We start from the raw sequence: 12,861 nt of genomic DNA, 5'->3' as shown, positions 1-12,861 counted from the left end.
ATCTGAATACCTGTGCTCAGCCGATGCGGCCTGTGATGTAGCTTTCCGTGCGCGGATCTACGGGGTTGGTGAAGATCTGACCGGTTTCTCCGAACTCGACCAGATTGCCCAGATGGAAGAACGCGGTTTTCTGGCTGACGCGCGCGGCCTGCTGCATCGAATGGGTGACGATCACCACCGAATACTGCGCGCGCAGTTCGTCGATCAGTTCCTCGACTTGCGCGGTCGCAATGGGGTCCAGCGCCGAGCATGGCTCGTCCATCAACAGAACTTCCGGCTCAGTCGCTACGGCGCGGGCGATGCACAGGCGCTGCTGCTGACCACCCGACAGGCCGGTGCCCGGGGCATCGAGACGGTCTTTGACCTCATCCCAGATCGCACCGCGGCGCAGGGATTTCTCAACGATCTCATCCAGTTCCGCCTTGTTCTTGGCCAAACCGTGGATGCGCGGACCATAGGCTACGTTATCATAGATCGACTTGGGAAACGGGTTCGGTTTCTGGAACACCATGCCGACCTTGGCGCGCAGCTGCACCGGATCGACGCGTTTGTCATAGATGTCTTCGCCATCCAGTTTGAAACTACCCTTAACGCGCGCCACGTCGATTGTGTCGTTCATCCGGTTCAGGCAGCGCAGAAAGGTGGACTTACCGCAGCCCGACGGGCCGATGAACGCGGTGACGGTTTTGTCTTCGATATCGACATTCACATCTTTGATGGCGTGGGTGTCGCCGTAGTAGACTTGGCAGTCCCGGCACTCCAGCTTGATTTCATTGGTGTCCACTTGTCTCTCCACTCGCGACATGTCGTTCATAGTATAGCCCCATTTTACCAGCGGCGTTCAAAGCGGCGGCGCAGGATGATTGCAATGATGTTCATGGTCAGCAGGAACATCAGCAGAATGATGATCCCGCCCCAGGCCTTTTCGTAGAAACCCACATCGGCGCGGGCGGCCCAGGTGTAGATCTGGGCGGGCATGGCCGAGTTTGCCTCGGTAAACCCGGCAAGGAAGCCGTCGGGGTAGCCACGGGCCACAAAGCCCACCATCCCGATCAGCAGCAGCGGGGCGGTTTCCCCCAAAGCCTGCGCCAAACCGATGATGGTTCCGGTCAGGATGCCGGGTGCAGCCAGCGGCAGAACGTGGTGGAACACCGCCTGCATTTTCGAGGCCCCTACCCCAAGCGCCGCGTCACGGATCGACGGAGGAACCGCCTTCAGCGACGCGCGGGTCGAGATAATGATCGTCGGCAATGTCATCAGCGTCAGCACCAGACCACCGACCAGCGGGGCCGATTGCGGCAGGTGCATGAACTGGATGAACACAGCCAGACCGAGGATACCGAACACAATCGACGGAACAGCGGCGAGGTTCGAGATATTTACCTCGATCAGATCGGTAAACTTGTTCTGCGGCGCGAATTCTTCCAGATAGATCGATGCCGCCACACCAATCGGCAGGGACAGGCCCAGAACGACCAGCATCATGAAGAACGAACCCACGACCGAGGCGCCGATACCAGCACCGCCGGGGTTGTCCACGCCCGAGTCTGCGCCGGTGATGAAGGGCCAGTTGAAGACCTGCTTGATGATCCCGGCCTCTTCCAGCGCATCCACCAGATCCAGGTCGCTTTTCTGAAGGAAGCGGCTGTCCTGAATGCTGTCGCGCGACACTCGGCCCTTGTAGTATCCGTCCACCCGGCTGGACGCTGCCAGATCAAACTCAACCGGTTGGCCCAACTGATCCGGGTTGTCCGCATAGAACGTCCGAATGGTTCCGCCGACTTTACCCAGAAGACGCTCAATCGCGGCCTCGTCGAAATCGACCTCAAGTCCGCTTTCATCCAGCTCTTTGTTCAAGGCCGCGATGAACAGGTCAGAATAGGCCTTGGTCTTGAACAAGGTGCTTTCGGCTTCTTCCTGTTCCTGCTCGGTCAGTGTGAATTCCACGCTGACAACGGTCCGGGTAAAGGCCGGGATTCCTTCGGACAGGATCGAGGCGAACAGGACGAGCAGAAAGAACAGGCCGGTGGCAATGGCCACGATCCCATAAACGCGAAAGCGTTTTTCGGCATTGGCACGTTTGCGGGTATGTGCGTCTGACGCCGTGAGCGACACAGATTTGCGACGCGGCTCAGAGGTTTGCATGCTTGCGTCGGTCATTCGTACTGCTCCCGGTACTTGCGCACGATGTAAAGGGCAAAGACGTTCAGGCCCAGCGTGACAACGAACAGTGTCATGCCAAGCGCAAAGGCAACCAGCGCTTCGGGCGAGGCAAAATCTGCATCACCGGTCAGCTGGCTTACGATTTTCGCGGTGACGGTTGTCATCGCCTCAAAAGGGTTCAGGCTAAGCCGCGCTGCGGCCCCTGCCCCCAGAACCACGATCATGGTCTCACCAATGGCGCGCGAGGCTGCCAGCAGGATGGCCCCCACGATCCCCGGCAACGCGGCAGGCAGAACCACCTGACGAATGGTCTCGGACTGCGTGGCACCCAACCCATAGGACCCGTCACGCATCGCTTGCGGCACGGCGTTGATGATGTCGTCGGACAGGGATGAGACAAACGGGATCAGCATGATGCCCATGACCAGACCGGCGGTCATCACAGCCGTACCGGCTTTCATCCAGCCCAAACCTTCATCGCCGAAGACACCCAGCAGCATCGGGCCAACGGTCAGCAGGGCGAACAGGCCGTAGACGATGGTCGGGATACCAGCCAGAACTTCGAGCAGCGGCTTGGCAATCGAACGAACGGCGGGCGAGGCATATTCGCTGAGGTAAATCGCAGCGAACAGGCCAATCGGCACCGCCACAAGCAAGGCAACGACCGAGATATACAGCGTGCCCCACAGCAGCGGCAGGATGCCAAGATCCGACGCGCCACCCCGGCCCGAAAAGCTGGGCGCCCAGGTGGTGCCAAAGAAGAAATCAGAGGCGGGGTATAATCGGAAGAACTCCCACGTGTTGAAGACCAACGACAGAACGATGCCGACGGTTGTCAGGATGGCGATGGACGCGGCGGCCAGTAGCAAAATGCGAACGCCCTGCTCAACCACATTTCGGGCGCGATAGCTGGCATTGGTTTGCACCAGGCTGACGGCTGCGCCTGTCAATGCAACAAGGATCACAGCGATCGTCATCACCAGATAGCCGCTTGCATTCATCACGCGATAGCGCTGCGCGGCTTGAAGAACCGGTTGCGTGATGGTCGATGTCACAACCTGCCCGGCGTCTTTCAAAAGTTGCGTGATGTCGGCGACATCCGCGCTTGGGTTTTGGGCGACGGCCTCATCCAACTGACCCTGAGTGATGGCGGCATCCAGCCCCGACGCGGTACGGCGCACCTCGGCCATGACCAGCCCGCGCGACGAGCCTTCCTGAATGGCCGAATCCGGGATCATCCCCGAGATCTGAGAGTTCACGAATAACGGCTGCGCCAGCAGCCACACTATCAACAACCCAAAGGCAGGTATGACCACCTTCAGCGCGACATTGGCACCGTAAAAGGACGGAAGGGAATGCAGTTCCCGACTGTCGCCCCCGGCGCTTTGCAAGGCGCGAGACCGCCCCATCACATAACCGACTGCCGCTATCGCCAAGACAATCAGAAAAAGCCAAATTATCGGCATAACGCCCCCACAGGTCTTGATCGGGAAGAGAAGAAACATGGGGGCGGCACAGAATGCCGCCCCCCGCAAATCATATCGAAGGGGGCTTAGCTGCCCGAACCCATGGTGACTTCGTTGGCAATCGCTTCCTGAGTTTTTGTCAGCTCAGGGTCAGCAACCAGACCATAGTTGGCCAGCGGGCTCGACGGGCCAGCAATTTCGTCAGCGGTGAAGAACTGAGCGTATTCTTTCAGGCCGGGGATCACGCCGATATGGGCTTTCTTCACGTAGAAGAACAGCGGACGCGACACAGGGTATTCACCGGTCGAGATGGTCTCGGTCGACGGTGCGATACCGGACATGGTCGCAACTTTCAGCTTGTCGGTGTTGTTCTCGTAGAACGCCAGACCAAAGACGCCGATGCCGTTCGGGTTGGTGTCGATACGGGCCAGGGTTTCGGTGTAGTCGCCGTCGATGTCGACCGACTTGCCATCGGTGCGCACGTCCAGACATGCATCTTCGGCGTCATCTTCGCTCATGCCGCCTGCAACCATGGCTTCCATTGCACCGGTTGCTTCACAGCCGATCAGCAGAACTTTTTCTTCGAACACTTCACGGGTGCCGTGCTTGGTGCCCGGAATGAAACCGGCGATTTCAACGTCAGGCAGGTCGCCGTTGAATTCGGCCCAGTTGTTATAGGGGTTGTCGACGATCTCGCCGTCTTTCAGGACCTTCGCGCCCAGAGCGTTGAAGATGTCCGCAGGCTCAAACGCGGTGAAGGCAGGGCCAGACTGTTGGCTTGCAAAAACGATGCCGTCATAGCCGATGCGGACTTCCATGATGTCGGTCACGCCATTTTCGGCACAGGCTTTGATTTCTTTTTCGCGGATGGCACGCGATGCGTTTGCAACGTCGATGGTGTTTTCGCCAACGCCCTCACAGAAACGCTTCAGACCCGCCGAAGAACCGCCCGATTCGACAACAGGTGTCGGGAAATCGGTGTTTTCACCAAACAGTTCAGCAACGATCGAGGCATAAGGCAGAACGGTCGACGAACCGGCAACCTGTACGTTGTCACGAGCTGCAGCAGTGGTTGCCGAGACGGCAGCGATTGCCAGCGCAGATGCCGACAGTTTTACAAAGGACATTTCAGTCTCCCTGAAAAGTAGAACTTGATCACCCCCATGATGATCTTGCGGGCACGTTTAAGTGAGGTGCGTAAGCCTTTTGTGACAGGTATGTAACAGCTTTATGACAGTCGTTATGAAAACTGAGTGACCTGACGCAAAGCTGCCATGCGCCGTTTACATACCGGCGGGTTCAACCACGGACCCAGTCATTACCGTGGTAAAATAACAGTAAAGACCGATCCCTTGCCCAGATCGCTTTCCACGCGCAACCGCCCCCTGTGGCGATTGACGATGTGCTTTACAATCGCCAACCCCAACCCGGTTCCACCCAATTGACGCGAGCGGTGGCTGTCGGCGCGATAGAATCGCTCGGTCAGGCGCGGCAGGTGCACCGCATCGATGCCCGGGCCTTTGTCCACGATCTGAACCCGAACCGCCGGGCCGCGCATGGCTGTGTCACGCTCGGACGGGACAATGCGCACTTCGACACTGCCGCCGCTGCCGCCATATTTGATGGCGTTCTCGATCAGGTTCGTGAACACTTGCCGCAACTGGTCGCTGTCGCCGATCAAAGACACCGGGTCCTGCGGCGCGTTCAAATTCAGGACGACACTGGCATCCTCGGCCAAGGGTTTCAGCGAATTCAGCGTCGATTGCAAAAGCCCCGTCAGTTCCAGCTGTTCTTTGGGGCGCACCCTCTCTTCGCTTTCCACACGGTTGAGCGACAGCAGATCGCCGACAAGCCGGTTCATCCGGTTCGCCTCATCCGTCATGATCTGAAGAAACCGATCCCGCGCCGCTGCGTCCTCGCGCGCGGGGCCGCGCAGGGTTTCAATAAAGCCCATCAGCGCGGTCAGGGGCGTGCGCAATTCATGACTGACATTTGCGACGAAGTCACGGCGCATCTGGCTGGCCTGTTCCAGATGGGTAATGTCCTGAAAGATGGCCAGAACCGCCCCGCCCGAGACGGCACCGACACCGTTCATATAGCGGCACTGAACTTCGAACGTGGTGTCCTGCGCGCCGTCATTGGACAGATGCCGGGTTTTGCTGGGCCCTTTGCTGCGCAGGCTCTGCTCCATCGCGTCGATCACCTGCGGTTGGCGCAGGATGGTCGCGAAATGCCGACCTTGCATATTTTGCCCCAGCAGCGTGCGGGCATCGGTATTTGCGGCGATGATGCGCTCGGTCTGATCTACCATCAGCGCGGGCATCGGAATGGCCGACACTATTTCCGCAAGCAGGTCTTCTGACATCGGCTGATTCCGTACTTGTCCCGATCTTTCAGGACACAGGCCTCATGGTTTCGCGAAATTTGCGCATGTTCTGCTGATAGTGCAGCGCGCTGAACGTGATCCGCTGGGCCGCGGCATCATCCAACTGGCGCACAACCTTGCCTGGCGATCCCATCACCAGTGAATTGTCCGGGATTTCCTTGTTCTCGGTAATCAGGGCCCCTGCCCCGATCAGGCAATTCTTCCCGATCTTTGCCCCGTTCAGAACAATCGCGCCCATACCGATCAGAGTGTTTTCACCGATGGTGCAGCCATGCAGCATGACCTTGTGACCAATGGTGCAGTTCGCCCCGATGGTCAGCGGATAACCCGCATCGATATGCATGACACAGTTTTCCTGAACATTGCTGCCTGCGCCCACCCGAATCTCTTCATGATCGGCCCGGATCGTGCAGCCGAACCAGACCGAGGCGCCTTCTTCCAGAACGACCTTGCCGATCAGATTGGCATCCGGCGCGACCCAGGTGTCCTCGTGGATCTGAGGGACGTGATCTCCCAATGCGTAAATTGTCATGACAGGGCCTCGAATTCGTTTTGTAATGTGCGGACGTGGTCTTGAAGTTTCGGCTGTTGAATGCGGCGCATCCGTTCGGCACTGACGATGGTTTTCAGCTTTTCCTCGGTCGCGTCCAGATCATCATTGACCAGAACATAGTCGTAATAGCCCCAATGGCTGATCTCATCCCAGCTTTTCAGCATCCGCTTTGCGATCACATCTTCGCTGTCCTGACCCCGGCCTTCCAGACGGCGGCGCAGCTCGGGGATCGAAGGCGGCAGGATGAAGATCGACAGCGCGTGCTTGCCAAGGTCCGAGTTACGGATCTGAACTTCACCCTGCCAATCGACATCGAACAGCACGTCCTTGCCCGCATCGATCGACTCGCGCACCGGGCCAGCGGGGGAGCCGTAAAAATTGCCGAACACATGCGCATGTTCCAGCATCTGGCCGTTGGCGACCTGCTGTTTGAACTCATCCTCGGTCTGAAAATAATACTCGCGCCCGTGTTCTTCGCCCGGACGCGGGGCGCGGGTTGTGGCCGAGATCGAGAATTCAAGGCCGGTGTCCCAGGCCATTAGCCGGCGGGCCAAAGTGGATTTGCCCGCGCCGGATGGCGAAGACAGGATGATAAGTAGCCCGCGGCGATCTGCCATTTCAGTTCTTCCTATTTTCATTCAACATTCTGCACCTGCTCGCGCATCTGATCGATCACGACCTTGAGTTCCAGCCCGACCGACGTCAGTTCCGCGCTTTGCGCCTTGGAGCATAGGGTATTGGTCTCGCGATTGAACTCCTGCATCAGGAAATCCAGTTTCCGCCCCACGGCCCCTTCCTGCGCCAACAGATCGCGCGCGGCGGCGACATGGGCGGTCAGGCGGTCAATCTCTTCCGTGATGTCGGCCTTCACCGCGATCAGCGCCAGTTCCTGCGCCACCCGATCCGGGTCGGCACCCTGCGCATTGTCCAGCACCCGCGCAAGGTTGTCGCGCAGCGCGTCTGCCATCTTGTCCTTGCGCTGTTCGGCCAGATCGGCAGCCTGCGTTGTCAGGGCTTCAACCTGATCCAGTTGAGCGCGCAGGATCTGGGCCAGCGCCTCCCCCTCGGTCCGGCGCATGTCGATGAAAGCCGCCAACAGGGGCGCAAACTCGGATGTCAGATGCGCAACCAGAGGCGCGGGATCATCGGCTTCGGTGCCTGCGTCCATCATCCCCTTCAGGGCCAGTAAATCGGTCGCCGTGGATGGGGCTAAGGCAATCCCCTTGGCCTGAGCCATCTCTTGCGTCTGCTGCAAGGCGTCCAGCGCCGCAGCCATTGCGGTTGCGTTTAGGGCCAGATCGGGTTGCGATTCATCCCGGCTGAGGCGCATCGACAGGGTCACGTTGCCCCGGCTCAGCGATTTGGACAGGGTGGCGCGCAGCGCAGCCTCAAGCCCGGTCAGCCAGTCCGGCACACGGATGCGCATGTCCAGGCCCTTACCGTTGACGCTACGCAGCTCCCAACTCCAGCTATGCGGGCCAAACTCCCCCGTCCCCGAGGCGAACCCGGTCATGGATCTGATCATGACTGCCCTTTCTGTCCCACACGTCTTTTTCTTGTCTGCCGCACCTAATGCCATTGGCTGGTCCAGAGCAAGAGTTTGCTCAACACGCAATTCATCCGCAGAAGTTAACCATTCGTTAAAGAATTCCTCCAAAATTGTATTAACCCGTGTCAATTTGGCCGTAGCACAGGCTGTCGGGCCGCGAATGCCCCCGATGCACTGCATTTTAGAAAATTGCGATCAATTGACGGTAGGGTGATGGTAATGAAAACCTTTTTCGGGACTGGCTCCGGCTCAGAATTTGGAAAGATCGTCGCAATGGATCGCTTTGACAGTGGACGCTCTCTTTCGCCGATCCGTCAGGCCGAGGCGTATTGGACCGCGTTGCTTTCGGAAGACGGTGTGCCCATGCGGTCGCAGATTGACCCGCGTGGATTGGAAAACGTTCTGCAATACACGTTCATTGTGGAACGCATCGCGCCCGGTCTGGCCCGGTTCCGGCTGGCGGGCACACATCTGAACCAGCTTGCCGGTATGGAAGTGCGCGGTATGCCGTTCACCGCCTTTTTCGAAGCTAATTCCCGGCCCAAGGTCAAAGACACGCTGGAACAGGTGTTTTCGGCCCCCGCAACGGCCGAGATGGGGCTTGTGTCCGGCGGAGGGTTCGGTCGCGCCCGCCTGCAGGCCCGTTTGATCCTGTTGCCGTTGAAAAGCGATCTGGGCGATGTCAGCCGGATCATGGGCGTCATGCTTTGCGATGGCACTATCGGCCCTACTCCGCGCCGCTTCACGATCTCGGACCAGCGTATCAAGCCGGTGTCCGAGTTGCAGACCCCAGCGGCACCTGCGGCCAGAGAATCCGCAGGCTTTGCCGAAGATCAGGCCGGATTCAAACCGGCGGCAAGCCATCTGCGGCTGGTTGTTTCCAGAGACGACTAACGAAAAACGGCGAGCCATTGGCCCGCCGTTTCGCATTCATATCTGCCGTGTTCAGCCTGCGGCGCGTTTCGAGCCGTTCCGGCGCAGGTTGGTCAGTTCTTCTGCCACCAGGAAGGCCAGTTCCAGCGACTGCGACGCATTCAGGCGCGGATCACAGGCGGTATGGTAGCGGTCGGACAGGTCTTCTTCCGTCACGGCCCGCACGCCGCCGGTGCATTCGGTCACATCCAGACCTGTCATCTCGAAATGCACGCCGCCGGGAATGGTGCCTTCGGCCTGATGCACACCGAAGAAGTCGCGCACCTCGCGCAGGACGGAATCGAACGGACGTGTCTTATAGCCTGTGGCCGACTTGATCGTGTTGCCATGCATCGGGTCGCAGACCCAAGTGACCTTGGCCCCTTCTTCCTTCACGGCCTTGACCAGACGCGGCAGATGCTCGCCTGCCTTACCAGCCCCGAAGCGTGCGATCAGGGTCAGGCGACCCTCTTCGTTTTCGGGGTTCAGCTTGGCCATCAGAACCTTGAGGTCTTCGGCAGTTGTTGTCGGGCCACATTTCAAACCGATCGGGTTCTGAACGCCCCGGCAGAATTCCACATGCGCACCGTCAGGCTGACGGGTGCGGTCGCCGATCCAGATCATGTGACCCGAGCCAGCCAGCCAGTTGCCCGAGGTGGAATCCAGACGCGTCAGCGCCTCTTCATATTCCAGCAGCAGACCTTCGTGGCTTGTGTAGAATTCAACGGTCGAGAATTCATGCGTGGTATCCGCCGTGATCCCAGCGGCATCCATGAAGTCGATGGTGTCCTGAATGCGGTCGGCAATCTCGGAGTATTTCTGCACGTCCTGCTCGTCCGTGAACCCAAGGGTCCACGAGTGAACGCGGCTCATATCCGCGAAACCGCCGGTCGAGAAGGCGCGCAACAGGTTCAGCGTCGCCGCCGCCTGCGTGTAGGCCTGAAGCATCTTGGCCGGATTCGGAATCCGCGCCTCAGGGGTGAACGCCAGTTCATTGATGATGTCGCCGCGGTAGCTGGGCAGTTCCACGCCATCCACAACCTCGGTCGGCGCGCTGCGCGGTTTGGCAAACTGGCCCGCCATGCGGCCCACCTTGACCACTGGAACCTTGGCACCATAGGTCAGAACCATCGCCATCTGCAGCATCACCTTGAACGTGTCACGGATCGCATCCGCGCTGAATTGTTCAAAGCTTTCAGCGCAATCCCCGCCCTGCAGCAGGAAGGCCTCGCCGCGACCGGCGGCACCCAGATGTTGCTTTAGACGCCGCGCTTCGCCCGCAAAGACCAGCGGGGGATACTGCGAAAGCTGAGCCTCGACTTTGGCCAGCGCGGCCGCGTCGGTATAGTCTGGCATCTGAACCCGGGGCTTGTTGCGCCAGTTCGATTTTTGCCATTCGGTCATAGCTTTGATCTCCGCTGAAGTGTTCAGGTCGCTTCTATACAAAATGCATTGCAGAGTGACCATATCCCATTTGCGCCTCTTGACGCCGGAAACAAGCTTTGAGCATGGTGTCTGGCAAATCACACGCGACGTGGGTTCAGCCGTCGTGGATTCGGGGAAACAACAGCCATGCAAGAGCAACGCCAAGTTGTCACAGTGGACGGCGGGTCGGATAAGCCTGTCAATTTCGTATTCATTTTGCTGGACAAGTTCTCGCTTTTGTCGTTCGCGTCTGCGCTGGACAGCCTGCGCATTGCCAACCGAATGGCCGGGCGCGAGATCTATAGCTGGTCGTTGGTCGGCGAAGGCGGCGAACTGGTGTCGTGTTCCGCCGGAACAACATTCAAGCTCGATTCGGACCTTGAAGAGCTACATCGCGACGATTTGATCCTGGTGTGCGGCGGGGTGGACGTTCAAGCTTCGACGACCAAGAAGGTTCTGAACTGGCTGCGGCGCGAGGCGCGCAAGGGTCTGAAGATTGGCGGTCTTTGCACCGCCGCCTATACGCTGGCCAAGGCCGGATTACTGGATGACAAGCGGGCGACGATCCACTGGGAAAACGCCGACAGCTTTTCAGAAGAATTCGACGCGGTCGAATTGACCAAATCCGTGTTCATCGTGGACGGCAACCGCATGACAACGGCGGGCGGTACATCCTCGATCGATCTGATGCTGAAGCTTATTGCGGATGATTACGGCGAGGAACTGGCCAACGCGGTGGCGGACCAGATGATCTATTCCTCGATCCGCACCGATCAGGACACCCAGCGCCTGTCCACCCCGACCCGGATCGGGGTGCGGCACCCAAAGCTGAGCCAGGTCATCCTGATGATGGAGAAAAACACCGAAGAGCCGATTTCGCCCTCGATCCTTGCCAAAGATGTCGGCATGTCGACCCGCCAGCTGGAACGCCTGTTCCGCCGGTATCTGAGCCGGTCTCCCAAGCGGTATTACATGGAGCTGCGCCTTCACAAAGCGCGTAACCTGCTGATGCAGACCGATATGAGTGTTATCAACGTGGCCTTGGCCTGCGGCTTTGCCTCACCCAGTCATTTTTCGAAATGCTACCGCGCGCATTACAACACCACGCCTTATCGCGAACGCGGCTCGCAAAGTGGGCGGCTGTCGATCTGATTAGCCGGGTGTGAGCCTGTAAACAGCGCCCTGCCCGACAGAAATGAACCAGATCGATCCGTCCGGTCCTTGAACAATGTCGCGGACGCGTTCGGTTTCCGGGCCTTTGATCTGTTCAACCTCGCGCAGGGGTGAGCCGGACAGGCGTGCGATGTAGTCGAACTTGAGCGAACCTACGAAAATGTCGCCTTTCCATTGCGGGAACATGTCACCGGAATAAACCAGCAGGCCCGATGGCGCGATTGAGGGGTCCCAAAAGAGCGCCGGTTGCTCCAGACCCGGTTTTGACGTCCCCTCTCCGATTTTCTGACCGGAATAATGGGTGCCGTACGAGATCACGGGCCAGCCATAATTCTTACCCGGTTGAACCAGATTGACCTCATCCCCGCCGCGCGCGCCGTGTTCGGACACCCATAATGTTCCGCGCGCATCCAGACCGGCCCCTTGCGGGTTTCTGTGGCCATAGGACCAGATTTCTGGTCGAACACCGGATTGCCCGACAAACGGATTGTCCGCAGGAACCGAACCATCGCGGTTGATCCGAATGACCGACCCCATATGGGTGCTGGTGTCCTGCGCCGAAGGCCGGTCGCCCCGGTCTCCGATGGTAATGAACAGGGTCCCGTCCTGCGCCTCGACCACGCGCGAGCCGAAATGGCGACCGCCAGAGCCGCCCGGTTCGGCCTCGAACACGACCCTGACATTGGTCAGCTTGTCCCCACGCTCGGAAAGGCGCGCAACGGCCATTGCGGTTCCCGCGCCGCCTGATTGCGGTTTGGAGAAGGTCAGAAAAATCTCTCGGCTGCGGTTAAAGTCGCGGGGAATGGTGACATCCAGCAAACCGCCCTGCCCCGAGGCAGCGACTTTTGGCACGCCCGATACATTCCGGGCCGCGCCATCAGACACATGGATCAGCGCGCCATCCCGCTCGGTCACCAGATAGCTGCCGTCGGGCAGAAGACCCAGCGCCCAGGGCGTATCCAGCCCGCCCAACATCTTTGTAGCCCGAACCGGGCCGTCGGCTGTCTGCAATGTCTGGGCATAAGCCACACCGCCGGACCAGATCAGAACGAAAAACGCGAAAAGCCGGATCATATGTGACCTCCATCAGTTGGGGTTCAGTCGTCAGGGCAAGCCGATACGTCAAACAGATAGGTGCGCTTTGTCAAAAAGCAGGACCTCTATAAGACTTTTCTTTTCCCGATAGCTTGCCTAGGGTCGTGCCCAGTTAGACTACGACATCAGGGAGTAACCT

General features: G+C 59.0%; 12 protein-coding genes. 2 read left to right on the top strand and 10 right to left on the bottom strand.

From position 1 onward, the window contains the following. Positions 1-16 precede the first annotated feature (16 nt). The 8 genes from pstB to ACR0MO_RS03330 all read right to left on the bottom strand — a co-directional run bounded on the left by pstB (position 17) and on the right by ACR0MO_RS03330 (position 8,093). On the bottom strand, positions 17-805 hold the full coding sequence (gene pstB / locus ACR0MO_RS03365) for a phosphate ABC transporter ATP-binding protein PstB (protein WP_480582213.1): 789 nt from the start codon (positions 803-805) through the stop codon (positions 17-19). Positions 806-828: 23 nt separating this feature from the next. Continuing rightward, the gene (gene pstA / locus ACR0MO_RS03360) at positions 829-2,160 is read right to left on the bottom strand and encodes a phosphate ABC transporter permease PstA (RefSeq protein WP_480889712.1); all 1,332 of its coding nucleotides are present in this window, start codon (positions 2,158-2,160) and stop codon (positions 829-831) included. Further along, positions 2,157-3,629, bottom strand: coding sequence for a phosphate ABC transporter permease subunit PstC (pstC, locus tag ACR0MO_RS03355; RefSeq protein WP_480889709.1), 1,473 nt, complete (start codon positions 3,627-3,629; stop codon positions 2,157-2,159). The genes pstA and pstC overlap by 4 nt, the downstream gene beginning before the upstream one ends. Before the next feature lie 86 nt (positions 3,630-3,715). Next, on the bottom strand, positions 3,716-4,756 hold the full coding sequence (locus ACR0MO_RS03350; protein ID WP_170630032.1) for a substrate-binding domain-containing protein: 1,041 nt from the start codon (positions 4,754-4,756) through the stop codon (positions 3,716-3,718). 191 nt (positions 4,757-4,947) lie between these two features. Then, positions 4,948-5,994: an ATP-binding protein gene (locus ACR0MO_RS03345; RefSeq protein WP_170518626.1), complete on the bottom strand. Its 1,047-nt coding sequence runs from the start codon at positions 5,992-5,994 to the stop codon at positions 4,948-4,950. A gap of 28 nt (positions 5,995-6,022) precedes the next feature. Next, positions 6,023-6,547: a gamma carbonic anhydrase family protein gene (locus ACR0MO_RS03340; RefSeq protein WP_480889706.1), complete on the bottom strand. Its 525-nt coding sequence runs from the start codon at positions 6,545-6,547 to the stop codon at positions 6,023-6,025. Beyond that, entirely contained in the window at positions 6,544-7,185 is a 642-nt protein-coding gene (gene gmk / locus ACR0MO_RS03335; RefSeq protein ID WP_170450661.1) for a guanylate kinase, read from the bottom strand. Before gmk ends, ACR0MO_RS03340 begins: the two co-directional genes overlap by 4 nt. 17 nt (positions 7,186-7,202) lie before the next feature. Beyond that, positions 7,203-8,093 carry a YicC/YloC family endoribonuclease gene (locus ACR0MO_RS03330; RefSeq protein ID WP_480889704.1) on the bottom strand — a complete coding sequence of 297 codons (891 nt, stop codon included), beginning with the start codon at positions 8,091-8,093 and terminating at the stop codon, positions 7,203-7,205. Between the two features lie 297 nt (positions 8,094-8,390). Between ACR0MO_RS03330 and ACR0MO_RS03325 the strand changes: the two genes are divergently transcribed. Further along, positions 8,391-9,011: a PAS domain-containing protein gene (locus ACR0MO_RS03325; RefSeq protein ID WP_480889701.1), complete on the top strand. Its 621-nt coding sequence runs from the start codon at positions 8,391-8,393 to the stop codon at positions 9,009-9,011. A 51-nt stretch (positions 9,012-9,062) separates the two neighbouring features. On the opposite strand, the gene ACR0MO_RS03320 is transcribed toward ACR0MO_RS03325, so the two are convergent. Beyond that, on the bottom strand, positions 9,063-10,433 hold the full coding sequence (locus ACR0MO_RS03320) for a class II 3-deoxy-7-phosphoheptulonate synthase (protein WP_170450655.1): 1,371 nt from the start codon (positions 10,431-10,433) through the stop codon (positions 9,063-9,065). 168 nt (positions 10,434-10,601) lie between these two features. Here ACR0MO_RS03320 and ACR0MO_RS03315 point away from each other — a divergent pair, with 168 nt between their 5' ends. Next, positions 10,602-11,606: a GlxA family transcriptional regulator gene (locus ACR0MO_RS03315; protein WP_170450653.1), complete on the top strand. Its 1,005-nt coding sequence runs from the start codon at positions 10,602-10,604 to the stop codon at positions 11,604-11,606. Here the strand turns inward: ACR0MO_RS03315 and ACR0MO_RS03310 are convergent, their stop codons facing one another. Continuing rightward, on the bottom strand, positions 11,607-12,701 hold the full coding sequence (locus ACR0MO_RS03310) for a PQQ-dependent sugar dehydrogenase (RefSeq protein ID WP_170450651.1): 1,095 nt from the start codon (positions 12,699-12,701) through the stop codon (positions 11,607-11,609). Positions 12,702-12,861 lie beyond the last annotated feature (160 nt).

Source organism: Ruegeria sp. K5 (assembly GCF_056531805.1).
The sequence above is the reverse complement of the archived record's forward strand: the minus strand, read 5'-3'. Positions and strand labels throughout refer to the sequence as shown.